Below are 22,546 nucleotides of genomic sequence, written 5' to 3'. Positions count from 1 at the left end.
CGGATCGAGTCGGCACCGCGGTCGTCACCAGCCCGCCCGTTAGACCGGTTCCGCGCTGGAAAACGGGCGATCGGTTTCTCGGAATTTATAAATAGTGCACCCCAATATTCACGGACATGAAAACGCTTCTTCTGGAGAGCGACGAGGTCGACGAGGCCGCACAGATGGCAGACATCGTCCGTGCGATCGAGCAGGCCTTCGGTGCCTACGAACGCGGTGACGCACAGATGCCGGCCAAATCCTACATCGACCTGCCACAGTACAACGGCGACTTCCGGTCGATGCCCGCCTATCTCGAGACCGACGAGTGGGACGCCGCGGGGCTGAAGTGGGTCAACGTTCACCCCGACAACCCCGCCGATCACGACCTGCCGACGGTCCTCGGGACGATGATCTACTCCGACCCCGAGACCGGCTTCCCGCTTGCGATCATGGACGGGACGACGCTGACGATGAAACGGACCGGTGCGGCGGCCGCCGTCGCCACCGACTACCTCGCCGTCGAGGACGCTTCGAGCCTCGGCATCGTCGGGGCCGGCGTCCAGTCCTATACGCAACTCGAGGCAATCAGCGCGATCCGGCCGATCGAGGAAGTCGTCGTCGCGGACAAGGACGAGGACCGCGTCCAGCGGTTCATCGACGCCTTCGGCGACGAGTTCGACGTCCGTGCCGGATCGATCTCCGAGGCCGGCCACTGTGACGTGCTCTCGACGGTCACCCCCGTCGAGGAGCCGATCGTCACCCCCGAAGACGTCGGCGAGCAGACCCACATCAACGCGATGGGTGCCGACGCGGAAGGGAAACACGAGCTCAGCGACGACCTCCTGCTTGAGGCGATGATCGTCATCGACGACCACAAGCAGTGTACCCACTCGGGCGAGATCAACGTCCCCTACGGCGAGGGAACGCTGACCGACGCGGACATCGACGCCGAACTCGGCGAGATCGTCGCCGGCGTGACGGACGGCCGCACCGACGACACCGGCGTCACCGTCTTCGACTCGACCGGACTCGCCATTCAGGACGTCGCCGCGGCCCACGTCGTCTACGAGATCGCTCTCGAGACCGACGTCGGCTACGAGTTCGGCATGATCGACGCCGCTCAGTAACGTCGGCGTCCGAAGGGGTCGACTTCGACTGACGGCGACCCGACCGCGAAAACAGTCACGCGATCCCCTGTCGTGGATCGCGGACGACCCGCAATCGTTAGTCGTCCGTCTTCGCGGGACCGGCCTGATCGTCGTCGACACCGCGACCGATCGCCGTCTCGCGGAGGTCGGCTTCGATCTCCTCGAGCGAGCGTCCCTTCGTCTCGGGGACGAGCTGGTAGCAAAACACGAGCGCGAACAGGGAAAACAGGCCGTACAGCCAGAACGTTCCCGACTGGCCGATCGCGTCGACTAACCCGAGGAAGGTCAGCGAGACGATCAGGTTACCGGCCCAGTTGAGGACCGTGACGACACCCATCGCCGTCCCCCGCACTTCCATCGGGTAGATTTCGGAGATCATCAGCCAGAATACCGGGCCGAGGCCGATCGCGAAACAGGCCACGTACAGCATCAGGCACCCGGCCGCGATCCAGCCGAGGGCACCGGAGAGGCCGGGCAGATAGAACACGATCCCGAGGATCGCCAGCATGACGGTCATCCCTCCCAGTCCCGCGAGCAACAGCGGGCGACGGCCGGTGCGGTCGATCAGCAGGACGGCGACGACGGTCATCGCGACGTTGACCGCACCGATTCCGACGGTCGCGAGGATCGATGCGATGTCGTTGAAGGCGGTCGCCTCGAGGATCGTCGGCGCGTAGTACATGACCGTGTTGATGCCGGTCACCTGCTGGAAGACCGCCAGGCCGATCCCGACGACCAGCATCGGACGCACCCACGGCTGGAACAGGTCACGAAGGGTGCCGGTTTCAGTGCGGATCGTCTCTTTGATTTCGCGGAGTTCGTCCTCGACCTGGCTCTCGACGCGGGTCTTGGACAGCACCTCGCGGGCGTCGCTTTCGCGGCCCTGTTCGTAGAGCCAGCGGGGGCTTTCGGGCATGAAGAGCATGCCAACGAAGAGGACGGCGGCGGGAACCATGCCGAGTCCGAGCATCCAGCGCCACTCTCCGTTGGCCGAAAACGCGTAGTTGACGAGGTACGCGATGAGAATGCCGCTGGTGATCGTCAGTTGATTCAGCGAGACCAGCGAGCCGCGGATCTTCGGCGGTGCGATCTCGGAGATGTACAGCGGTCCGACGACCGAGGCAAAACCGACTCCGATGCCGTCGACGATCCGTCCGACGATCAGGATCTCGGTGGTCGGAGCGATCGCCATGATGAGCGACCCGACGAAGAAGATGACGGCTCCGACGAGGATGAGCCGTCGTCGTCCGAGTCGGTCCGCGACCCGACCGCCGATCGCCGCGCCGATCATCGCACCGATCATCGCGCCGCTTACGATCACACCCTCGACGTACGCCGGATCGACCGAGTAGCCGAGTATCGTCGCCATATCGAACGTCCGTCGGATGTACAGCATCGCACCGGAGATGACGCCGGTGTCGAACCCGAACAGGAGCCCGTTGAGCGCGGCGAGCGCAGCAACCACGTAGACGAACGAGTTGCGCCGAGTGGCAGCATTCCTAACCATTATCCGGTTAGAAAATTTACTCGGTACATTATTTATAATTTACCAAGTAACGATTGATTCGCGGCTCCGACGTTCGGCGCGTTCGATCGAAGTGTACTCGCTCCGGAAGCCGGATCAAGCAGCCGCAAACCGGTGAGTGGACGGGATACTCGAGAGCCACCTACGAAAGCCGACGAAGGATCGAACCGGTCATCGACAGTTCATCACAGAAGTGAACGACCGGATCCGCCGCCGGCGTCGGCAAGTCGTTGGCGGCAAACAGCGTGTTCTCGTGAATCGTCACCGTCGCCGGCTGGAGCGGCCACGGCTCGTGGGCGATTTCGCCGGCCAGAACGCCCCCGTTTGCCGGCGCGTAAAACCGGCGGCGTTCGACGAGCCAGTAAGCGAGCGTCTCCGGCTCCGGGGTAAAGACCGGCCCATCGGGGCGGTAGGTGGCGGCAAACTGTGCCGGAACCCTGTCCGCCGACGCGGTTCGAGACGCATCGTCCAGCCGTGTACTCGAAAAGACGATCCCCTCGTCGCTGCCGCTGACCCGCATCCGTGCCCGGGAAACGGGCAACCGAGTCACCAGATCGACGAGGGTCGCGACGAGCGAACTTCCGATGTCGATGCTGAAGAAAAACAGCCCGGGATCGCCCCGGTACCGGACGTACGTCCGGACGTTGAGTTCGGCAAAGGCCGTCCTGAACGGCGACGGCGTCCGCCGAATCCCGACGTCCGTGAGCACGAACGGAAGCACGCTGAGCCAGGCCTGTCCGTCCCGCGTCTCGAGTGTCACCTGATCGGGAAGCTGCGTCCGAAGCGCCTCCGGGTCGACCGGCCAGTGGACGAACAGCCCGTGACGCCACGTCATCGACACGACGTGGGGAGCACTCGGCGATGTCCTTCCCGAAAGCCGCCATCGAAACGGATCCGTACGTTGTTCTGTCATCTCGAGCAACAGCCCAAACCGCTATCACGGCGTACGACCGGAAGGCGTATAAACTAGATAGCTGTCTGTCAGCTTCCGTGACCGTAGACGGTCGTGGTCCCGGACAACAAACTCGCGTTGCCGACTCGAGCGGCGATCCGGAACGCCGTCCTCGAGACGCGTCCCGGGGATCGGGACGCGGTCACGCGGTTCGTATAAATATTAAATTTCCAATCATTCGGTTGATTTAAATAGTATTGCGGGACCAGACCTGTCACGAAGAAGCTTACCAATGGCAGAGATCGACTCGCCCGTAATCTGTCCCGAATGCAAGGGAACGGTACGACAGCAGGGGACCGAACTGGTCTGTGAGGACTGCGGACTCGTTTCCACCGAGGATCCGATCGACCGTGGCCCCGAATGGCGATCGTTCGACGACGACGAAACGGACCGGCGACGCACCGGCGCGCCGCTCACTCGCTCGAGACACGACCGCGGGCTCTCGACCGAAATCGGCTACGGCACCGGCTCCGACGTCGGATACAGTTCTCGGGTGACCGGCCGAAAGCGCCAACAGATCGCGCGACTGCGACGGGAGCACAACCGCGCACGGATCTCCTCGAAGGCCGAACGAAACCGAGTCTACGGATTCACGGAGATCAGGCGTGTCAACGCCTCGCTCTCGCTGCCCGACTACACGCGGGAACAGGCCTGTGTTCTGTTCGAGTCCGCCCAGTCCGAGGGGCTGCTCCAAGGGCGGTCCCTCGAGGGGTTCGCCGCGGCCGCGATCTATGCGACCTGTCGAACCCGTTCGAACGCCCGAACTATCGACGAAATCGTCGCCGTTGCCCGCGCCGACGGCGACGAACTCACGGTCGCCTACGACGCCCTCAACCGCGAGTTCGGACTTCCGACGGGTCCGATCGATCCCACCGAGTACCTTCCGCGGTACGCCTCGAAGCTCGGACTCGAGACGGCCGTCGAGCGCCGGGCCCGCGAACACGTGAACGCGTTGTTCAAGGCGGGCTTGATCGGCGGCCGCAATCCGAGCGGCGTCGCCGCAGCCTGTCTCTACAAGGCTGCCGACGAGCGCGAGGCCTGGCCGTCGATCACCCAGGCTGCTGCCGCTGACGTCGGTGACGTCGCGCCGGTAACGATCCGGTCGACCGTAACGGACCTCGACGCGCTTTGAGACGATCAGGAGCGGTTCCGGCGAGGACCCCGACGTTCGACCTCGGTTCGGCGAGCGCCGTCGGCCCGTGACCGAAGGACGGCGGAGAAACAGGTCGCCGGCCGGACGCTATGGACGATTGAGTCATCTACCCACGGCTAAAGCCGTTGGCTTGAGCGTGGGACTCCCCTTCTGCCGACACGGTGTCGTAGGCGGTGTAATCGCCGTTCAGGGTCAACGTCCCGCTCTTTAGGGCGAGTGACCCTCCTGCTGTATGCGATCCCGCTGACGATGGCCGGGTACGGGAGGGACCAGACCCCACGCTCAGAACTCCTCGGTCGGCGGCGCGATCCCCTCGTCCTCGCCGCCGTCGAGATCGAACTCCTCGCGGACCTCACGGATCCGGTCCCGGATGTCGGCCGCGAGTTCGAACTCGAGGTTGCTGGCCGCTTCCTCCATTCGCTCCTCGAGATCGGCGACGTAGCGGGCGGCCTCGTCGTCGTCAGCGAGGTCTTTCCCGGTGACGCCGGAGGTTTCGGTCTTGCTGCCGGGGAGGTTGGCCTCGCTCACTTCCTTCTCGATCGTCGTCGGCTCGTAGCCGTGTTGCTCGTTGTACTCCCGTTGGATCTCCCGGCGGCGCTGGGTCTCTTCGATCGCCGATTCCATCGCGTTCGAAACGTCGTCGGCGTAGAGGACGACCTCGCCGTTGACGTTCCGGGCGGCCCGGCCCATCGTCTGGACGAGCGTCGTCTCCGACCGCAGGAACCCCTCCTGATCGGCGTCGAGGATCGCCACCAGCGATACTTCGGGGATGTCGAGTCCCTCCCGAAGGAGGTTGATGCCGACGAGAACGTCGAACTCGCCGAGCCGAAGCCCGCGGACCAGTTCGTGGCGCTCGAGGGTGTCCGTCTCGTCGTGCATGTACTCGACCGCGACGCCGGCCTCCTCGAGGTACTCGGTGAGGTCCTCGGCCATCCGTTTGGTAAGCGTCGTGACGAGCACCCGCTCGTCGCGTTCGACGCGCTCGTCGATCCGGTCCATGAGATCGTCGACCTGCCCGCTTGCGGGCGAGACCTCGACCTTCGGATCGACCAGATGAGTCGGCCGTACGATCTGTTCGACGACCTGATCGCTGTGGTCGTACTCGTAGTCGCCCGGCGTCGCCGAGACGTACAGCGTCTGGTTCGTCTTCTCCTCGAACTCCTCGAACGTCAGCGGCCGGTTATCGTAGCTCGTCGGCAGCCGGAAGCCGTTCTCGACCAGCGAATCCTTGCGGGATTTGTCGCCCTCGTACTGGCCCCTGATCTGGGGAAGCGTCTGGTGGGACTCGTCGACGACGGTCAGGAAGTCGTCGGGGAAGTAATCCAGCAAGGTGTAGGGCGCATCGCCCGAATCGCGGTCCGAGAGATAGACCGAGTAGTTCTCGATCCCCGAACAGTAGCCGGTCTCCTGCATCATCTCGAGGTCGAACGTCGTCCGCTCCTCGATCCGTTGTGCGGCGACCATGTCTCCCGTGCGCTCGAAGTACGAGATGCGCTTATCGAGGTCCTCCCGGATCTCCGCCATCGCCCGCTCGAGTTTCGTCTCCGGGATCGAGTAGTGCTCGGCAGGGTGGACGAGCACGGCTTGCTGGTCGCCTTTGGTCTCGCCCTCGAGCGGGTCGACTTTGACCATGCGATCGATCTCGTCGCCCCACAGTTCGACGCGGACGGCGTACCGGCCGTACATCGGGTAGATCTCGACGGTGTCACCGCGAACGCGGAAGGTCCCCTGCGTGAAGTCGACGTCGTTGCGCTCGTAGTTCAGGTCCACCAGCTGCTTCAGGAGTTCGTCGCGGCCGACCTCCTCGCCAACCTCGAGTCGCAGCGACATATCGACGTAGTTGCGCGGATCGCCGAGGCCGTAGATCGCGGAGACGGAAGCGACGACGATCACGTCCTCGCGCGTCAGCAGCGATCGGGTTGCGGAGTGGCGCAGTCGGTCGATCTCGTCGTTGATCGAGGCGTCCTTGTCGATGTAGGTATCGGTCTGTTCGACGTAAGCCTCGGGCTGATAGTAGTCGTAGTAGGAGACGAAGTACTCGACGGCGTTGTTCGGAAAGAGGTTCCGGAATTCCTCGTACAGTTGCGCCGCGAGCGTCTTGTTGTGGGCGATGACGAGCGTCGGCTTCTGGATTTCCTCGATGACCCACGAGACGGTGTTTGTCTTGCCCGATCCCGTCACGCCGAGCAGGGTCTGTTTGTCCATGCCCGACCGGAACCCGTCGGCGAGTTGGTCGATCGCCTCGGGCTGGTCGCCCGCGGGGTCGAACGGGGCGTCGACCTCGAACGGGCGGTCGACGTCGGGACGGTCCGGCTGCAGCGGCCCTCGCGTGTCGGTCATTATCGGGATCAGGGGTTCGAGGCACTTTACCCGCTCGCATGCGGCACGCGGGACGAGACCGTCGGGATCGAGTCGAGCCCGGCGGTGACCGATCGAGCGTCGGCCGGCCACCGATACGTGGCCAATGTCCGCCCAACCGTTATGAGTCACGTCGTGGTGTCGTCGCGTATGACACAGGAACTCCAGCAGGCACGTGACGACCTCGAGCAAGCGGCGAAGACGGCGGACGACGACGACGACGTCCGCGGCGACATCCGCGAAACCGCCGACGCGTTCGCCGACTACGTGATGAGCGACACCGAGCCCGATCACGCCCTCCTCGACGAGCGGCTCAACACGCTCCGGCAGGTTCGCGAGCGGGCGGACGGCAACACCGAATCGAAGGTCGAATCGGCGATCGAGACGACGGAAACCTACCGCGAGAGCCTCGACCAAGCCTGAGAACCGGAGCGGACGACGTGTTTTAGTATTCGCGCGGCGACCGGTCCTGCACGTCGACGTCGGCGCTCGTCTCCGCGAGTAACTCCTCGAAACCGTAGTGCTTGAACTGGGCGACGACGGCCGCGCGTTCGCCCTCGTCAACCGCGTCGAGGACCGTCCCGAGAACGGTCGTCGCCGCTTTTTCGCCGTCGAGGTCGACGGTGTCCATTCGCTGGTCGATTCGGGAGACGAACTCCGCTTCGGGGAAGCGCTGTCCCGATTCGCCCTCGACGAGGTCCCGACTCAGGTCGCCCGGCAGTTGCGCTGCAAGGTCTTCGGCCTCGTCTTCGCTTAGCCGCTCGCCGAGCGTCGTGAGTACCGCCTGCGTGGCGTCGGTCGCCGACTCCCGATCGGTCTCGGTGCGGTCGCTCACCGTTTGGAGCAGTGCCTCTCGATCCATGCGTGTAGCCACGCCGACTCGCTCCCTCACGTTTCGGGCGGCAACTGCCGGGGTTAGCTCCGAGCACCCGGACCGGACTCGAGAACGATCGTCTCGTATCCGAGTTCCTCGAGTCGCTGCCCGAGATCCTCGCGTTCGTCCTCGTCGACGTGCTCGAGCAGCGTTCCGAGGACGGCCCGCGAGAGCCGCTCCGGATCGCCGACGTCGGCGCGATCGGTTCGACCCGTGACGCGCTCGAGGAACTCGTCGTAGTCGAACCGCCGGCCCGAGGCACCGTCGGTGAGGTGGTCCCCGATCCCGTCGGGGAGGTCGCCGTCGAGGCGCTGGAGGCGCGTCTCGTCCAGCCGTTCGCCCAGCGCGGACAGTACCGCCTGCGTCGCGTCCCGCGCGTCGGCCTCGTCCGCGAGGGTCGCCTGGCGTTCGACGGATCGGTAGAAGTCGTGGCGTTCCATACCGGTCGTTGGACGGAGCCGCCCGTGGCAGTTGGGCCGGCGACTGCTTGCTCGCGGCCGCCCGCCCGATCACTCCGGAATCGACGGCGATAGCCGCCGTGGATCGATGTTACGTTCGTGATCGAGCAGTCGATCGTGGTCCCGCTTTGCGGCTTCGTGTGCCGCGGCGTCGTTTTCGCCACGGTCGGCCAGTTCCTTCAGCCGTTCCTCCTGCCCGTACGCGATGATCCGATCGCCGGGGTGTATCGTGTGCTTGCCCGCCGGCGCGCCGATGTAGGTCCCGTTCCCGCGTTCGATCCCGAGGATCGTCACCCCCTCCGTCGAGCGCAATTCGAGGTCGTCGAGGCGCTCGCCGGCCAGCCAATCGCCCTCATCGACCGCGACGTCGGCCACGCGGTAGTCCCGATCGAGGTTCAGGAGTCCGGTGTAATCGCGCGGCTCGAGGCGGGCGGACCGGGCCAGTCCCCACTTGATGACGGGCGTGAGCAGCTCGTTGAACCGCTTGCTGCGTGCGAGTGCGATCAGAACGAGACAGACGGCGACGAGGACCACCAGCCGCTCGAGGCGCGTTACGGGATCGGCGAAGGAGACGACAAGCGAGGCGATCGTCGTCACGAGGCCGACGTTGCCAAGCCGCATGAGCGTCTTGACGGTGCGGCGGCGACTGGGGTACGCCGTCGCCTCCTCGGCCTCGTCGGTCGTGAATCCGGCCCCGGAGAAGGCCGACAGCGACTGAAACGACGCGACCTCCTTCGACAGCCCGGTCATCGTGAGCGCGACGGTCCCGACGCGAACGACAAGCATCGACAGCGAGATAATGATGAGCAGAGAGACGAACGCATACATCGTCCCTCTGGGTAGGGGCGAAACTTCATTTGTATCCGGTGCCGGCCCATTCAAGGGACCCGCGAGTTCGGAGCCGGACTCGAGAGCCGGACAGCGAACGGAAGCTACTCGAGCCGTTCCAACACGGCGTCTTTCTCGTAGGACAGCGACAGCGATCGAGAACGTCCCCGCCCCTCGACGTCGGTGTACTCGGCGTCGATCAGTCCGAGCTGATCGAGTTTGTTGACGATCTCGGAGTAGCGCGTATAGCCCAAATCGGTCCGGTCGTGAAAGACCTCGTACACCTCGCCGGCCTGATCGCCGTCGTGGTGGGCGATCACCTCGAGCAGCGTTCGTTCGGTGTCGGTCAGCCCCGACAGCGAGCGCGAGAGGTTGACGTACTTCGACTTCTCGTAGGCCTGTTCGACGTCCTCGCGCTCGACGGTTCGGCTGGCCCGCATCTCGGCGGTGAGCCCGGCCCGGCGCAGGAGGTCGATCCCGACCCGGAGGTCGCCGCTTTCGGCCGTGAGTTCGGCGACGTACTCGAGGGTGTCCCGGGAGATGACGCCGTCGTGGAAGCCGCGCGTGACGCGCTCGGAGAGGATGTCGACGATTTCGGGCTGGTCGTAAACCGGGAAGTAAACGTCCTCGGGGCGAAAGACGCTCTGAACGCGGGAGTCGAGCGCATCGATAACGTCGAGTGCGGGGTCCGAAGAAACGACGATCACGCCGATCTTCGCGCCGGGGTACTCCTCGTGGGCACGCAACAGCGAGTACAGCGTGTCGCTGGCCTCGTTTTCGTAAAAGAGGTAGTTGACGTCGTCGAGCGCGACGACGAGGACGCGGTCCTCCTCGACGAGTTTCTCGGCGATCTGCCCGAACAGCTTCTTGAACGAGATTCCCGACGACGGCGGCTCGTAGTCGAAGGTCCCCTCGAACAGCCGCGAGAACACCGAGTACCGCGTCGCGTTGACCTGACAGTTGACGCGAATGGTACGGACGTCGCTGGTCTGGGCACCGACCTCGTCGTACAGCTTCTGGATCGCGGTCGTCTTGCCGGTTCCGGGCGGCCCACGGACCATCACGTTCAGCGGGCGCGACCCCCGCACCGCCGGGCGCAGCGCGTACGTCAGGCTCTCCATCTGGCCCTCGCGATGCTTGAACGTCTCGGGGACGTAGTCGATTTCGAAGACGTGCTCGTCCCTGAACACGGATTCGTCCCACGACAACATCCCCTCGTCGGGGTCGTCTGCCATCACTTTCACCACGCTGTCGGAGCTACTTAGTTGTTCGTAGCGGACGGCGTCAGGCCAGTTCGATACGCTCGATTCCGCGATCGATATCCGCCTGTGCGATCCGAGTTCCGTGAGTCATGCGAACGTGTGCTCGCACGAGCCGTTTCACCTCGACCTCGCTGCTCGAGCGGATCCGAAACTGGCAGTTCCCCTGGGAACACTCGAATTGGTATGGCATACCGTGGAAAAGGAACGGTACCGTGGTATGCGTTATACTTGCACAGTCCTGCGACTGTTCCGTCGGTTCCGACGACCGAACGGCGTCGTAGCGGCCTTCGAGCGGCCGCGGTCGGCTACTGATCGAGAACGGCCATCCGGCTACTCGAATTTCTCGAGCAACCGATCGTAGAAGACGGGTTCGGCCTCGCCGTCGGCAGTCGATTCGGTCCCGCCGTTCGTGGCCACGCCCCGCGATTCCGTCGCCAGTTTCTCGACGATCAGCTCCGGCGTCGACCGGGCGAGGTGGTCTTTGACCGGCGAGCGGTTCACCTCGAGTTCCCCGTCGACCAGTCCCACCGCCTCGATCCCGTCGACGGTGACGTCGAAGTCGGCCATCTCGCGGATCTCGTCGGCAAGGTGGGAGACGAACACGGCGGTCGCCCCGTTTTCCGCAAGCGCCTCGAGAATGCCGGCGATGATCTTCGCCGACGCCCCGGGTTCGGTGATGCTCTCGAGTTCGTCGACCAGGACGAGCGACCCCTCGCCGCCCTGTGCGAGGTCGGCGAACTCCCTGACGGTCGACTCGAACGCGCCGGCGTCGAGCGTGCCTTGGGTTTTGGCGTGGTAGTGGAGGTCGTCGAACCGCCGTAGTTTGGCCCCCTCGGCGGGAACGGGAAGCCCCATATGCGCCAGCACGACGACGCTCGCGACCAGATCCAGCGTCGAGGTCTTCCCGCCGCTGTTGACGCCCGACAGCAGTGCGACCCCGGACACTTCGTAGTCGACGGGGTCGATCGCCTCGAGCGGCTCGTCGAGCAGGGGTGAGCGGCCACCCTCGATGGCGAAGCCGGTCTCGTCCGCCGCGATATCCCAGACGAACTCCGGCATCATGCACTCGAAATCGGCGGCGAACCGGGCGACCGCGAGTTCGACGTCCAGCTCGAGGGCTGTCCGAACGAGGCCCCGAGCACCCTCGCGCTGGTCGGCCAGATCGGCCGCGAGGTCGCGCTTGAGCCGCCCCGCCCGCCGTTCTTTGGCGGCGGTCAGCTCCTCGCGAAGCCGGCTGACGGCGTCTTCGTCCCGTTCGACCGGGAACGTCGGCTCGTCGCCGAAGACGCGACGCGCGATCTCCGCCTCGCCGGTCTCGAGATCGAGCGCGTCGATCAGGTGCTCGCGGGCGGCCGAGACGGCTGCGGCGTACTCGTCGGCCAACTCCCGGGAGAGCAGCGAGTCGACGCCGGCACCTCGCTCGACGAGCGAGAGGAGATCGGACCCCTCGATCGTCACGTCCTCCTCGCGGATCGCCTCCCGCAACTGGTCGTTCGCGACGCTTTCGGCCGCGCTCACCGCCGCGTCGAGATCGTCGACCGCCGTCGTCAGCCGGTCGAGTTCGTCGTCGCCCGCGACGGTCCCATCGTCGTCGAGTCGGTCGAGCCCGTCCTCGAGGGCTTCGAGGTCGCAATCGGCCTCGAGTCCAGCGGCCCGGTGGACGGCGATAGCCGCCTGCAGTCGGTCGCGGTTGCGCGCGAAAAACGACAGCGGGCGCTCGGGGACGATCTCGGCGGGGTTCTCGAGGGCGTCCGGCCTGACCTGGACGTCACCGTCGATCGTCACGCCGGCGAAGGACTCGTCGAGCGCGATCACCGTCGAGTAGCCCCGCGCGAGTTCCGCGAGTCCCTGCGCGTCCTCGACGACTTCGACGGAGAGTTCGGGGATCGTCCCACGGGCCTCGCTGTATCGTTCGGCGTCGGTCGTCGCGAGACACCGCTCGCGGACCCGGACGTCGCCGGGGTTCTCGAGGGGGGCGACGCCCTCGAGGGCAGCGAGGACGTCCGGATCCGGATCGCGCTCGAGGGCCGTCGCTGCGAACTCGCGGACCTCCTCGATGCGCGACCGGCAGGGGCTCGGATAGAGCGTCTCGAGCCGCTGGGCGGCGTAGTCGGTGACCGTCCGGGCCTTGAGCAATCCGAGTACCTCGCGGTAGACCTCGCGGGCGCGGTCGGTCGCGAGGAACCCGCCGGGATCGTCGTGTTTCGTTCGGATCGCCCCGCGGGCGATCCGAGCGGCCCGCCCCTGAGAGATGCCGGGGGCCGTCGCGATCGCCGCGACGTCGCCCGACCGCAGCGCGCGCTCGGGATCGTCGAGTTCCGACAGCGCCCGGGCCGTCTTCTCGCCGACGCCGGGGATCGACTCGAGGTCCATGTTCTCGACCGGCGTATCAAACCGGAGCGAGAAAAAGTTCCCGCCCGGGTTTTTCGGGAATGGTGTGGTACCACTGGGCATGCCGATCGGGGCCTTCGAGTACCACGAGCGGACGAAACACTCGCCCAAACGCGTCCGGGAGGGCAGTCACGGGCTGGATTTCGACAACAAACCGCGGCCGTACAAGGAGTACACGGACCTGCCCGCGATCCCGCTGATGGACCGGATTCGCCCGCCACAGCAGCCGGCCCTTGCGGCGATCGCCGAATCGACGCCCGACGGACGGGATCGGGGGCGGCCGGACCGAGAGATCGTGACGACCCTGTGTTACTACGCAGCGGGGATCACGACGGCGATCGAACGACGTGGGCGGACCCACCTGTTTCGCGCCGCGGCGACCACCGGCGCGCTCTATCACGTCGACCTCTACGTCGTCTGCGGGGATCTCGGAAGCCGGGACGGAGCCGGCGACCTCGCGGCCGGCGTCTACCACTTCGATCCGCGGACGCTGTCGCTCGACGTGATCCGTAAGGGGGACTACCGCGGCGTGCTCGCGGCGGCCAGCCGGGACGAGGGGGTCGCGACCGCGCCGCTGTCGATCGTCACGACCTCGACGTGGTGGCGAAACGCCTGGAAGTACGGGGAACGAACGTTCCGTCACGCGTTCTGGGACTCCGGAACGACGCTCACGAACCTGCTCGCGGTGGCTCACACACTGGAGTACCGCGCCGCGGTCGTCACCGGGTTTGCCGACCAGCCGATCGCCGAACTCCTCGGCATCGATCCCGAACGCGAGGCCCCGCTCGAGATCGTCCCGGTCGGCGACGGCGACCCCGCGCCGGACGCGCCGACCGTCGAACCGATCGATCCCGATACGAAGCCGCTCTCGCCGACCGAGAGGGAGTTCCCGCCGATCTACGAGGCCTGGAACGCCGGAGCGCTCGCGGACGGGGCCGCCGCCGACTCGTGGCGCGCCGACCGACCGGAGGGACCGATCGGCACCCGTGACCCCGGCGACGGGGAACGGGTTCCCCTCGAGCCGGTCGATTCCGAGACGGCCTCGAGCCGGCCGCTCCACCGGACGATCCGTCGTCGCGGCTCCTGTCGCGAGTACGAGCGCGAGCCGATCAGCGGTCGACAACTGTCGACCGTGCTCGACCGGGCCGTCCGCGGCGTCCCGATGGACGTTCGCGGCGAGGACGACCCGCCGCTGTCGTTCGTCGACGCCTATCTGCTCGTCAACGGCGTCGAAGGGCTCGAACCGGGGGCGTACCACTACCATCCCGCGGCGGGAGACCTCGAGCGCCTTCGGGCCGGCGAGTACCGCCGGGAGGCGAGCCACCTCGCGCTGGATCAGCGCCTCGGTGGCGACGCCGCCGTCTGCCTCTATTGCATGACCGATCTCGAGGAACTCGTCGACGCCCTCGGCGACCGGGGGTATCGCGTGGCACAACTCGAGGCAGCGATGACCGCGGGGCGGTGCTATCTCGGGACCTACGCCCACCGCGACCTCGGCGGGACCGGGCTGACCTTTTACGACGACGTCGTCACGGAGTTCTTCTCGCCGCGGGCCGGCGGCCAGACCCCGATGTTTCTGTATACGATGGGGCGGCCGGCGTGACACACGGCGTCGAACCCGGACGCTCGCAGGGGCTTGCTCGCTCCGGGCGCGTCGTTATTCTATCGCCGCCGCAAGTACCGGTATGCCACTCACGAAACTCCTCGGTTCGAAAGCCACTCGATCGCTGACGGTCGTGTCGGTGCTCTCGGAGGCGAAACGAGCGTTCGGTCGCGGAAACAGGAGCCGCGGACTCCTGTTGCTCGGCGTGGCCGTCCTCGCCTGGAAGTGGACGGTCATCGGTCTGGCCGCGCAGGGCCTGCTCAAACTGGTCCGGGGCGGTTCGTCGGCCTCGAGTCCGGGCTAGCAAGCTGGTCGTCTAGAGCCCGATTCAGTCGCCGAAGTCGGCCTCCTCGAAGTGTTCGTTCGCCAGTTCGTCGATCAGGTCCTCGATTTCGGCTTTCGTTTCCTCGTCCAGATCTTCGACCGCGCCGACGCCACGGCCGCCGCTTTTCGCCGTACTGAGGGCGTTCTTGTTCAGGTTTCCGTCCGGGTCGACGACGGGGAGTTTGAGATCCGTGAAGTTCTCCGGCGGAACGCCGGACGCCGAAAGGAGAAAGTGATCCGCGACCTCGCCCAGGTCGTCGGTGTCGAAGTCCTCGAGTTGCGGTTCCTCCCACTCGTCGGTCGTCGTATCCGAAAACTCGGGCTCGTGCATCTCGTAATCGGGCATAGATAACGGTTCGTCGACCCGAACAATCGGCGTACCCCTTGCGAGTTCACGGCTTCGACGGGCAGTCGTCGGCGACCGTCACCGGATCGCCGACGGCGACGGTCGCGCCGCGATCGTCCTCCGGAACTCGCGTGATGAGCATCACCGCGTAGTAGTGATCGAAGGCCTCCTCGTCGGCCCAGTCGGGGAACGTCTCCCGGCGCTTCTCGACGAACCGTTGTTGAAACTCGGGGATCGGATCGCCGGTGTCGGGATCGCGCCGTGGGACGACACAGCGGCCACACGGCGTCACCCCCTCGAACGTGATCCCGTCGGCCGTAAACGACGGCGCGGACGCGCCGACGAACCGGTCCTCCCAGAACGGCTCGACGCCCGAAACCTCGACGTTCGCCCGGAGTCGCCGCCGTGCTCCCTCGACGGTCATCCCGTCGAACCAGGACGCCACGGTTCGAAGGGTCGCGGTGCTTATCACCGACGGCCCCATCCCGCGTCGGTCCACGAACCCCCGCGAACGATCGCGCTCGAGGGTCAGATCCGCGTCGAAGAAGTCGCCGAACCAGGCTTCGGCCCGCTCCCGATCCGCGTCCGCTTCGAGGTCGAACCGATCGGTGTCGCCGTCGGGGGCTTCGACCTCGAGAACCCCCGTCTCTGGATCGAAGTCGGTCGCGAGGTCGTGGACTCGGTCCGTTCGCTTGCCGTTGATGACGTCCCCGTCAGGGTCGGGAGAACCCGACACGTTTCGATCGTTATCGATGAGTACGAACTCCCTGTCGCGTGCCAGCGTCCCGCCCTCCAGAATCGTCGCCTCCTCGAGTTCGATGCCGTCGAGGCCCTTTACGGGATACACCCTGAGTCGGTCGATGTGTGCCATTTTTCACACGTATCGTCGCGACCGCCGTATAAGTGTTCGTTCGACCAGTATTGGCGAATCGAAACGGCCGAGCCCGTGCCGGAGGACGGAGGGGTTGAATCGGATCTCGACCGGAACCGGACTGTCGTCGAGTGCAGGCTATACTACTAACTCTCCGATCGGGGAAGGCGCGTTCGATGAGTCATATCGACGATGCGGACGAGATCAGATCGCTCGAGATCGGGGACATCGGCAGCCTGTTCGAGAGCGCGACGTTTCCGATGACGACCGCGGAAGTGCTCGACGAGTTCGCCGACGTCGAAATCACGTATCCGCGCGAGTCGGATACGTTGCGGACGATCCTCGAGACCTCCGGCCACGAGACCTACGAGACCAAAGACGAACTCGAACTGGCGATTCTCAACGGGGTCAGACGCGACGCCGTGGGTCGGCCGCGGTACAGCGACCGCGGGGACAGCCCGCACGACACGGACGAGCACATGCGGATGCAACAGTCGTTCTGAGCGGTTCGGTCCCACTTCGTTATGAGCACGACACCCACACCACGCGACGCACTGACGGCCGAACTCGAGCGACTGTACGCCATCGAGCGGGAACTTCGGTCGGCGCTCGAGACGCTGTCGGCCGACGTCGCGGTCGATGCGCTGGACGACCTGCGCGAGTTGGAGTGTCGCGAGCAGTTGCAGTCCGCGATCGACGACCACCGCGAGGAAACCGAGCGCCATCTCGAGCGCATCGAGCGCGCCTTCGGCGCGCTGGACGAAGCGCCCGAGACGCGGCCCGTTCCGGAACTGAACGGACTGCTCGCCGACAAGGAGAAGTTCAACAACGTCGTGCTGAACGACGAACTCCGGCCGCTGTATTACATCGAGACGACGCTGAAACTCGAGGCGATCGAGTGTACGGCCTACGAGACGACCATGGCCCTCGCCAGTACGCTCGACGGGAGCGAGGCCGACGACGTCGTCGACGCGCTCCGGACGAACTACGACGACGAGCGTGCGCTGCGAACGGACCTCGAGGAACTCGCCGGCAGCGACGCCGTGGAATCGCTGCTCGCGGCGAGCCCGGTCGACGACGGCCGGCGGGCGTCGCTCGATCGATCGTGGTGACACACCGTCCCGACCACGATGGAGTGCGAGCGAGACCGCGATATCCCGGGCCCGATCGAGAACGAGCGAAATCGCAACGCGCCAGCCGACCACCCAGCGGAATCTACCGTTCTATGAACATCGAGACACTCGAAGACCTGTTCGGATACCAGTTACAGCACGCGTACTACGCCGAGCGTACCCACGTCGAACTGCTCGCGGAACTGAGCAACGACGCGTCGAGCGACGAACTCGCGAGCCGGTTTACCGACCACCGCGAGGAAACCGACCGCCACGTCGACCGCCTCGAGCGCGTCTTCGAGGCGCTCGGTCGACAGCCCCGGGCGAGCCGGTCGCGAACGGTCGACGGACTCGCCGAAGCCCGGCGGCTAGGCCACGAATCAGCGATCGGCGACGACGGCAACGCCTCGTCGATCCCGGGCCCACTCGAGATCGGGCTGCTCGCGGAACGCCTCGAGATCAGGTCGTACGAGACGCTGCTCACGCTCGCAGGCCGACTCGCCTACGCGGACGACGTCGTCGAACCGCTCGAGGCGAACCTCGCGGACGAACGGGAGACGCTCCAGGCGCTCGAAGACCTCGAGACGGAGCTGTCGATCGTGGAATCGCTGGAACCCGACGAAGCGTGAGCCACGTCGCGAAACGCGACGTGTTCCGCCGTGGTTGGATCGGGCTCGATTCGCTCGAGTCGATGAGAAGCGTTCCGCGGGAGCGCCGACGGTCACGAGACTGCACGCGAAACGAAGGGGTTCGGACGGAGTCGTCACGGCACCGGTTCTCCGCACCCGAACCGGACGCGATCGGGCGGTGAAGTACGGCAGGCGGCTGCAGGCACGGGCACTTCGGCCGCACACGCGGAAACGGCGACCACGGGAAAACGACCCTCGGCGGACGGCGATCGGAGTGTTTTGAGCGTCCGACGGACGAGCGCGAAAGTCCAACACGAGCATGCAAACGAGCATCGAAATCGAGTACTGGGTGATCGACACCGACGGCGAACTCACCTCACCGGGCTCGCTCGCCGATGTCTCCGAGCGAACCGAACGGGAGTTCGTCGAACCGTTGTTCGAGCTGAAAACACCACCGTGTGAGTCGATCGCGGAACTTCGAACGGCGTTCGTCGAGTGCCTCGACGACGTGCTCTCGAGGGCGGCGGAGCTGGACAAGCGACTCGTCCCGCTGGGAACGCCGATCAACACCACGTCGATCGATCGCCGGCCCGGCGAGCGAGCCCGCATCCAGAAGGCGGTGATCGGCGACCGGTTCGCGTACGCGAAACGGTGTGCCGGCACGCACATCCACATCGAGAAGCGAAACGTCACCGACCAGCTCAATACGCTCATCGCACTGGATCCGGCACTGGCGCTGGTCGCCTCCTCGCCGTACGTCGACGGCGAGCGGGTGGCAAACAGTGCCCGCGCCTACTGTTACCGAAAGCAGTGCTACGAATCCTTCCCCAAACACGGTCAGCTCTGGCGCTACGTCGAAAGCGTCGGCGAGTGGCGACGCCGACTCGAGAACCGCTACGACGAGTTCGAACGCGCCGCGGTCGACGCGGGAATCGACGAGTCGACGATCGAGGAACAGTTCTCGCCGGACGACGTCGTCTGGACGCCGATCCGGTTGCGGGATGCGATGCCGACCGTGGAGTGGCGCTCGCCCGACGCAGCGTTACCGAGCCAGCTCCTGCAACTGGCCGCCGATCTCGAGTCGGTGATGGAACGGCTCCATCACACGAACGTCGAGATCGATCCCGACGCGACCGTCGACGACGCCGGCAGCATCACCGGCGACGGGATCGCGTTGCCCGACTTCGAGACGACCTGCGACCTCGCGGAGACGGCGATCCACGAGGGGCTCGAGTCGACCGCGGTCGTCGACTACCTCGACCGAATGGGGGTTTCGGTGGCCGACTACCATCCGATCGCGACGCGAATCGACGGTCGCGAGTACGTGACGCGGGGCGACGCGTGTGACCTGCGACTTGAGTACGCCAGTCTGCTCGAAGAAGACCTCGAGCGCCTCGTTGACCGGCGATGAACGCGACCTTCCGACGAGGACGGCCGCCGTGATCGCCGCAGGGAGGGCCTTACCCGCTCGGTTCGCTCCCGGTGGCGTTCGCAGCCCGCGATCAACAGCAGCGTCGGGGGTCGATCCATCGATCACGTGATCGGCGTACTGTACCACGGGACTGGCCGCTAGCGAACCAGCGGCGGAACGCGTTCGTGTCCGTCCCGACGAACCGGGCGTGTGAACTACTGTGGATCCACGGTTCGTTCGAGCAGCTTGAGGCCGGCGTAGACGGTTGCACCGACGAAAAGCGCCTCAAGCGCCCCGTGTGCAACGGGAGAGTCCACGAACGAGAGCTCGAATAGTTCGGTGACTGCGCGGCCGAGGGCTGCAAAAACGCCGGCAGCAAGCGCAAATTTGAGTCCCTTGATATGTTCTGTCTCTCGTGTTAGTTGTCATAAACCGTTCGGATGAGAGAGACGGTTCACCCGCGAAAGACACAGCGGAGAGCACCTGCGATCTCGAGTTCAGTTCCCGTCGTCGTACTCGTACTCCGTCTCGGGGTCTTCGACGCCCTCGGTTCGGGAGCCGATCCAGGCACCGAGCGAGAGTCCATAGACGAGATGGCCGGCGTGAAACAGGGCGAGTTCGTCGGCTTCGAGGCGGATGTCGAGCAGTTCCTTCAGCAGCACCTGCGAGCCGAACGCCGACAGGACCATGCCGTAGATCGACCCCCAGACGAGTCCTCGCTGTTCGGGTTCGATCGACCGCTCGGCGTCCTGTAGGGCAAACAGCGCGCCGAAGATCGCACCCGCCTGGATCCCGTACCCGAAGTGCAAGAGGAGGCCGGCGATCGGGTGCGCCTCCGGATCGCCGCCGGTGACGTACTGTGCCCAGAAGTTCGCCGACGGCGGCAACGAGCGTAGGATCGGCAGCCGGAACGCCGTCATGATAAGCGTCGCGACGAATCCGGCCTGAATTCCGCGAAGCGCGGCCCCGGCGGCGTGTTCCGCGCGCGAGTGCTCGTCGGCCGGGACGGCGTGCCCTTCGGTGTCGACGACCGACCGCACGCGTCGGAGGTGATCGGACACGGACATTGGATACGCGAGGACCTACTACGAACGGCGACTTAACGGCCCGGCGTGCAGTGGACGGCCGTCAGCGGCGAGGACGAGTCCATCCGGTGACGAGACCGGAACAACGAGCGGGAAAACAGTATGCGGGACTCGCTCGAGCGAGCGCCGACGACAACGTCCTTTTGCCCGTCCGGTGTGAACGACGGGCCATGACAACGGTCGAGGCGAAACTCGAGGCCGCACGCGAGGACCTCGCGGGACGGGACGGCGTACTGGTCGCCTTCTCCGGCGGGGTCGACTCGAGCGTCGTGGCCGCGCTCGCCCACGACGCCCTCGGGGACGAGGCGGTCGCCTGTACCGCAAAGAGCGAGACCCTGCCGGCGGCCGAACTCGAGGACGCCAGACGGGTCGCCGACGAGATCGGCATCCGTCACGAGATCGTTTCCTTCTCGGAACTCGAGAGCGACGCCTTCGTCGAGAACGACGACGATCGCTGCTATCACTGCCGGACGATGCGGCTGGGCGAGATGCTCGAAACCGCCCGCGAACTCGGGATCGGGACGGTCTGTGACGGCACCAACGCCGACGATCCCGGCGCGGGACACCGCCCCGGGCTGCAAGCGGTCGAGGAACTCGAGGTTCACTCGCCGCTTTTGGCCCACGACATCACCAAAGACGAGGTGCGCGAAATCGCCGAGCGTTACGGGCTCTCCGTCGCCGACAAGCCGTCGATGGCCTGTCTCTCCTCCCGGATCCCGACGGGGCTTGCGGTCACCGAGGAGCGACTCACCCGCGTCGAGCGGGCCGAAGCGCTGTTGCGCCAGTGGGGGTTCGACCAGTTCCGCGTCCGCGATCACGACGGTCTCGCACGCATCGAGGTCGCCGCGGAGGAACTCGAGCGGGCGCTGCAACTCGAGTTCGTCGAGACCGTCCGGGAGGAACTCACGGAGATCGGGTTCGACCACGTCACGCTCGACTTACACGGTTATCGGACCGGCAGCGTGAGTCCGGAAGGCGATGGGGAACCCGCAGGCGCTACCGCCGACGGTGACGACAACCACCCAGCCGACCCGCGAACGAACGGCTGACGATCAGGACGGACCGACGGCGATTCCGTCACTCGTTCGAAACGAACGGCTACGACCGAACGTTCATCCAAAATATAACCGTATTCATCCCGCCAAACCACTGATAGTTGGACATCTGGAACAACGTTCGAGAATATTGCACAATACGATACGAACGTATCCCTCGGTGCGGTACCGGTGACCGATGGACGCCGACGTACCGCCCGAGTGGGCCATCGAAGAGTGTCGGACGTATACCCCGGCCGAGACGGACCGGGAACTGCAGTACCGCACCTATCGCCACGAATCGGGCGACGTACGGTTGAAGGTCGCACCGGCCTCGCTCAGCGGCGAAGATCACCCCGGCTACGCGCTGACGACGACGACCTACCCCGGCCTCGATATCTCCGAGACGACCCGCGTCAGAACCGTCTTGACCTTCGAACGGTGCGATCGAATCGCTCACGACTTCATGGATCTGTTCGCCGGTCGCTACGACGGCCCCGGCTCGGTCGAGGAGGCCGTCGACTACGCCTCCGAGCGGACGCGGGACCACCGCTAGCCAGTCGAGAAGCGTCGGGGACAGCACCGGAAGCCCGATACGCGAGACGCCGTCCGTCACGCCACTTCCCGCTCGAGTTCCCGGACCGTCGCGTCCGTTCCGGCAACGACGACCCTATCGTCGTCCTCGATCGGCGTCGTCGGGTCCGTCCGAAACGTCCCGTCGCGTTCGATGCCGACGATCACCAACCCGGCTTCGACGTCCCCGTTGGCCGCCTCGAGCGTCCGCCCGGCGAACGGTTCGGCCGCCCTGCGGACGAGTCGAAGCTGACCGACGGGCGAGACCACCTCCTCGCCGTTTTCGTTGTACACCCAGCGGGCTTCGAGGGTGGCGTCTTTGAGCAGACTCTCGTTGTCACTCTGGATGTCGAGTTGGAAATCCAGCGTCTTGACGAGAGCCTGTGCGTCGGTCATTCTTCGTCTTGTTCGGTGGGTTCTGAGGTGCGGATGATCACGTGTCTCCAATATGGGTGAGAAGCGGTCGAACCACACGGTGTACAACGTCAACTACCACTTCGTGTGGTGTCCGAAATCAAGCAAAGCGAAGCTTTGCGTACCTCGCGGGATCTTCGATCCCGCTTAGTACCGCCACGCGATTCTCGAACCAATCGATGACTCGCTGGAAGCGATTTTCCGCGACGTGTA

24 protein-coding genes and 1 pseudogene are annotated in these 22,546 nt (G+C 65.5%); 12 read left to right on the top strand and 13 right to left on the bottom strand.

Features of this window, described 5'->3' with window-relative positions; all coding sequences use genetic code 11:
• Positions 1-116 precede the first annotated feature (116 nt).
• Positions 117-1,109: an ornithine cyclodeaminase family protein gene (locus TX80_RS06160; RefSeq protein WP_049922265.1), complete on the top strand. Its 993-nt coding sequence runs from the start codon at positions 117-119 to the stop codon at positions 1,107-1,109.
• 97 nt (positions 1,110-1,206) lie between these two features.
• On the opposite strand, the gene TX80_RS06155 is transcribed toward TX80_RS06160, so the two are convergent.
• Positions 1,207-2,637 carry a sugar porter family MFS transporter gene (locus TX80_RS06155; protein WP_049922264.1) on the bottom strand — a complete coding sequence of 477 codons (1,431 nt, stop codon included), beginning with the start codon at positions 2,635-2,637 and terminating at the stop codon, positions 1,207-1,209.
• A 160-nt stretch (positions 2,638-2,797) separates the two neighbouring features.
• Positions 2,798-3,568, bottom strand: a complete 771-nt coding sequence (locus TX80_RS06150) for a YqjF family protein (RefSeq protein ID WP_049922263.1) — start codon at positions 3,566-3,568, stop codon at positions 2,798-2,800.
• A gap of 271 nt (positions 3,569-3,839) precedes the next feature.
• Here TX80_RS06150 and TX80_RS06145 point away from each other — a divergent pair, with 271 nt between their 5' ends.
• Positions 3,840-4,739 carry a transcription initiation factor IIB gene (locus TX80_RS06145; protein ID WP_049922262.1) on the top strand — a complete coding sequence of 300 codons (900 nt, stop codon included), beginning with the start codon at positions 3,840-3,842 and terminating at the stop codon, positions 4,737-4,739.
• Between the two features lie 303 nt (positions 4,740-5,042).
• On the opposite strand, the gene uvrB is transcribed toward TX80_RS06145, so the two are convergent.
• Positions 5,043-7,100 (bottom strand): excinuclease ABC subunit UvrB, encoded by a 2,058-nt coding sequence (gene uvrB / locus TX80_RS06140; protein ID WP_049922261.1) that lies wholly within the window; start codon positions 7,098-7,100, stop codon positions 5,043-5,045.
• Positions 7,101-7,268: 168 nt separating this feature from the next.
• Between uvrB and TX80_RS06135 the strand changes: the two genes are divergently transcribed.
• Positions 7,269-7,541 (top strand): DUF7553 family protein, encoded by a 273-nt coding sequence (locus TX80_RS06135; RefSeq protein WP_049923168.1) that lies wholly within the window; start codon positions 7,269-7,271, stop codon positions 7,539-7,541.
• A 22-nt stretch (positions 7,542-7,563) separates the two neighbouring features.
• On the opposite strand, the gene TX80_RS06130 is transcribed toward TX80_RS06135, so the two are convergent.
• From TX80_RS06130 to TX80_RS06110, 6 genes are all read right to left on the bottom strand, one after another.
• Positions 7,564-7,980 carry a DUF2267 domain-containing protein gene (locus TX80_RS06130; RefSeq protein ID WP_049922260.1) on the bottom strand — a complete coding sequence of 139 codons (417 nt, stop codon included), beginning with the start codon at positions 7,978-7,980 and terminating at the stop codon, positions 7,564-7,566.
• A 53-nt stretch (positions 7,981-8,033) separates the two neighbouring features.
• Entirely contained in the window at positions 8,034-8,432 is a 399-nt protein-coding gene (locus tag TX80_RS06125) for a DUF2267 domain-containing protein (RefSeq protein WP_049922259.1), read from the bottom strand.
• A 69-nt stretch (positions 8,433-8,501) separates the two neighbouring features.
• Positions 8,502-9,278, bottom strand: a complete 777-nt coding sequence (locus TX80_RS06120; RefSeq protein ID WP_049922258.1) for a TrkA C-terminal domain-containing protein — start codon at positions 9,276-9,278, stop codon at positions 8,502-8,504.
• A 104-nt stretch (positions 9,279-9,382) separates the two neighbouring features.
• Positions 9,383-10,513, bottom strand: a complete 1,131-nt coding sequence (locus TX80_RS06115; RefSeq protein ID WP_049922257.1) for an ORC1-type DNA replication protein — start codon at positions 10,511-10,513, stop codon at positions 9,383-9,385.
• A gap of 49 nt (positions 10,514-10,562) precedes the next feature.
• The gene (locus TX80_RS18925) at positions 10,563-10,730 is read right to left on the bottom strand and encodes a DUF1059 domain-containing protein (protein ID WP_154658593.1); all 168 of its coding nucleotides are present in this window, start codon (positions 10,728-10,730) and stop codon (positions 10,563-10,565) included.
• A 140-nt stretch (positions 10,731-10,870) separates the two neighbouring features.
• A complete protein-coding gene (locus tag TX80_RS06110) occupies positions 10,871-12,913 on the bottom strand; it encodes a MutS-related protein (protein ID WP_049922256.1) in 2,043 nt (680 codons plus the stop codon).
• A 79-nt stretch (positions 12,914-12,992) separates the two neighbouring features.
• On the opposite strand from TX80_RS06110, the gene TX80_RS06105 reads away from it, so the two are divergent.
• On the top strand, positions 12,993-14,534 hold the full coding sequence (locus TX80_RS06105; RefSeq protein WP_195893046.1) for a SagB/ThcOx family dehydrogenase: 1,542 nt from the start codon (positions 12,993-12,995) through the stop codon (positions 14,532-14,534).
• An 82-nt stretch (positions 14,535-14,616) separates the two neighbouring features.
• On the top strand, positions 14,617-14,838 hold the full coding sequence (locus TX80_RS06100) for a hypothetical protein (protein WP_049922255.1): 222 nt from the start codon (positions 14,617-14,619) through the stop codon (positions 14,836-14,838).
• Between the two features lie 24 nt (positions 14,839-14,862).
• On the opposite strand, the gene TX80_RS06095 is transcribed toward TX80_RS06100, so the two are convergent.
• Positions 14,863-15,204, bottom strand: a complete 342-nt coding sequence (locus tag TX80_RS06095) for a hypothetical protein (RefSeq protein ID WP_049922254.1) — start codon at positions 15,202-15,204, stop codon at positions 14,863-14,865.
• A gap of 46 nt (positions 15,205-15,250) precedes the next feature.
• The gene (locus tag TX80_RS06090) at positions 15,251-16,075 is read right to left on the bottom strand and encodes an MOSC domain-containing protein (protein WP_049922253.1); all 825 of its coding nucleotides are present in this window, start codon (positions 16,073-16,075) and stop codon (positions 15,251-15,253) included.
• A 176-nt stretch (positions 16,076-16,251) separates the two neighbouring features.
• Between TX80_RS06090 and TX80_RS06085 the strand changes: the two genes are divergently transcribed.
• The 4 genes from TX80_RS06085 to TX80_RS06065 all read left to right on the top strand — a co-directional run bounded on the left by TX80_RS06085 (position 16,252) and on the right by TX80_RS06065 (position 19,227).
• Complete coding sequence (locus TX80_RS06085; RefSeq protein ID WP_049922252.1) at positions 16,252-16,578, top strand: DUF5789 family protein; 327 nt, start codon at positions 16,252-16,254, stop codon at positions 16,576-16,578.
• Between the two features lie 21 nt (positions 16,579-16,599).
• The gene (locus TX80_RS06080) at positions 16,600-17,187 is read left to right on the top strand and encodes a YciE/YciF ferroxidase family protein (RefSeq protein WP_049922251.1); all 588 of its coding nucleotides are present in this window, start codon (positions 16,600-16,602) and stop codon (positions 17,185-17,187) included.
• A 113-nt stretch (positions 17,188-17,300) separates the two neighbouring features.
• Entirely contained in the window at positions 17,301-17,816 is a 516-nt protein-coding gene (locus TX80_RS06075; RefSeq protein WP_049922250.1) for a YciE/YciF ferroxidase family protein, read from the top strand.
• A 319-nt stretch (positions 17,817-18,135) separates the two neighbouring features.
• Positions 18,136-19,227, top strand: coding sequence for a glutamate-cysteine ligase family protein (locus tag TX80_RS06065; RefSeq protein WP_049922248.1), 1,092 nt, complete (start codon positions 18,136-18,138; stop codon positions 19,225-19,227).
• A 497-nt stretch (positions 19,228-19,724) separates the two neighbouring features.
• On the opposite strand, the gene TX80_RS06060 is transcribed toward TX80_RS06065, so the two are convergent.
• The gene (locus TX80_RS06060) at positions 19,725-20,294 is read right to left on the bottom strand and encodes a DUF6789 family protein (protein ID WP_049922247.1); all 570 of its coding nucleotides are present in this window, start codon (positions 20,292-20,294) and stop codon (positions 19,725-19,727) included.
• A 188-nt stretch (positions 20,295-20,482) separates the two neighbouring features.
• On the opposite strand from TX80_RS06060, the gene larE reads away from it, so the two are divergent.
• On the top strand, positions 20,483-21,361 hold the full coding sequence (larE, locus tag TX80_RS06055) for an ATP-dependent sacrificial sulfur transferase LarE (RefSeq protein ID WP_049923166.1): 879 nt from the start codon (positions 20,483-20,485) through the stop codon (positions 21,359-21,361).
• 184 nt (positions 21,362-21,545) lie between these two features.
• Positions 21,546-21,902, top strand: coding sequence for a hypothetical protein (locus TX80_RS06050; RefSeq protein WP_049922246.1), 357 nt, complete (start codon positions 21,546-21,548; stop codon positions 21,900-21,902).
• Positions 21,903-21,958: 56 nt separating this feature from the next.
• On the opposite strand, the gene TX80_RS20085 is transcribed toward TX80_RS06050, so the two are convergent.
• The gene (locus tag TX80_RS20085) at positions 21,959-22,189 is read right to left on the bottom strand and encodes a TrkA C-terminal domain-containing protein (RefSeq protein WP_394324879.1); all 231 of its coding nucleotides are present in this window, start codon (positions 22,187-22,189) and stop codon (positions 21,959-21,961) included.
• Positions 22,190-22,367: 178 nt separating this feature from the next.
• Here TX80_RS20085 and TX80_RS18530 point away from each other — a divergent pair.
• Positions 22,368-22,546 (top strand): annotated as a pseudogene (locus tag TX80_RS18530) (IS200/IS605 family transposase); the annotation flags it as partial.

Origin of the sequence: Halopiger djelfimassiliensis (genome assembly GCF_000455365.1) — an archaeon.
Classification (GTDB): Archaea; Halobacteriota; Halobacteria; order Halobacteriales; family Natrialbaceae; genus Halopiger_B; species Halopiger_B djelfimassiliensis.
The sequence above is the reverse complement of the archived record's forward strand: the minus strand, read 5'-3'. Positions and strand labels throughout refer to the sequence as shown.

Bases quoted from the DNA above. Each gene is read 5' to 3' on its own strand.
- TX80_RS18925 (WP_154658593.1), bottom strand. From the start codon at position 10,730: ATGCCATACCAATTCGAGTGTTCCCAGGGGAACTGCCAGTTTCGGATC.
- TX80_RS06105 (WP_195893046.1), top strand. From the start codon at position 12,993: ATGCCGATCGGGGCCTTCGAGTACCACGAGCGGACGAAACACTCGCCC.
- larE (WP_049923166.1), top strand. From the start codon at position 20,483: ATGACAACGGTCGAGGCGAAACTCGAGGCCGCACGCGAGGACCTCGCG.
- TX80_RS06135 (WP_049923168.1), top strand. From the start codon at position 7,269: ATGACACAGGAACTCCAGCAGGCACGTGACGACCTCGAGCAAGCGGCG.
- TX80_RS06100 (WP_049922255.1), top strand. From the start codon at position 14,617: ATGCCACTCACGAAACTCCTCGGTTCGAAAGCCACTCGATCGCTGACG.
- TX80_RS06065 (WP_049922248.1), top strand. From the start codon at position 18,136: ATGCAAACGAGCATCGAAATCGAGTACTGGGTGATCGACACCGACGGC.
- TX80_RS06125 (WP_049922259.1), bottom strand. From the start codon at position 8,432: ATGGAACGCCACGACTTCTACCGATCCGTCGAACGCCAGGCGACCCTC.
- TX80_RS06115 (WP_049922257.1), bottom strand. From the start codon at position 10,513: ATGGCAGACGACCCCGACGAGGGGATGTTGTCGTGGGACGAATCCGTG.
- TX80_RS06095 (WP_049922254.1), bottom strand. From the start codon at position 15,204: ATGCCCGATTACGAGATGCACGAGCCCGAGTTTTCGGATACGACGACC.
- TX80_RS06150 (WP_049922263.1), bottom strand. From the start codon at position 3,568: ATGACAGAACAACGTACGGATCCGTTTCGATGGCGGCTTTCGGGAAGG.
- TX80_RS06110 (WP_049922256.1), bottom strand. From the start codon at position 12,913: ATGGACCTCGAGTCGATCCCCGGCGTCGGCGAGAAGACGGCCCGGGCG.
- TX80_RS06160 (WP_049922265.1), top strand. From the start codon at position 117: ATGAAAACGCTTCTTCTGGAGAGCGACGAGGTCGACGAGGCCGCACAG.
- uvrB (WP_049922261.1), bottom strand. From the start codon at position 7,100: ATGACCGACACGCGAGGGCCGCTGCAGCCGGACCGTCCCGACGTCGAC.
- TX80_RS06075 (WP_049922250.1), top strand. From the start codon at position 17,301: ATGAACATCGAGACACTCGAAGACCTGTTCGGATACCAGTTACAGCAC.
- TX80_RS06130 (WP_049922260.1), bottom strand. From the start codon at position 7,980: ATGGATCGAGAGGCACTGCTCCAAACGGTGAGCGACCGCACCGAGACC.
- TX80_RS06145 (WP_049922262.1), top strand. From the start codon at position 3,840: ATGGCAGAGATCGACTCGCCCGTAATCTGTCCCGAATGCAAGGGAACG.
- TX80_RS06050 (WP_049922246.1), top strand. From the start codon at position 21,546: ATGGACGCCGACGTACCGCCCGAGTGGGCCATCGAAGAGTGTCGGACG.
- TX80_RS06090 (WP_049922253.1), bottom strand. From the start codon at position 16,075: ATGGCACACATCGACCGACTCAGGGTGTATCCCGTAAAGGGCCTCGAC.
- TX80_RS06155 (WP_049922264.1), bottom strand. From the start codon at position 2,637: ATGGTTAGGAATGCTGCCACTCGGCGCAACTCGTTCGTCTACGTGGTT.
- TX80_RS06085 (WP_049922252.1), top strand. From the start codon at position 16,252: ATGAGTCATATCGACGATGCGGACGAGATCAGATCGCTCGAGATCGGG.
- TX80_RS06060 (WP_049922247.1), bottom strand. From the start codon at position 20,294: ATGTCCGTGTCCGATCACCTCCGACGCGTGCGGTCGGTCGTCGACACC.
- TX80_RS06080 (WP_049922251.1), top strand. From the start codon at position 16,600: ATGAGCACGACACCCACACCACGCGACGCACTGACGGCCGAACTCGAG.
- TX80_RS06120 (WP_049922258.1), bottom strand. From the start codon at position 9,278: ATGTATGCGTTCGTCTCTCTGCTCATCATTATCTCGCTGTCGATGCTT.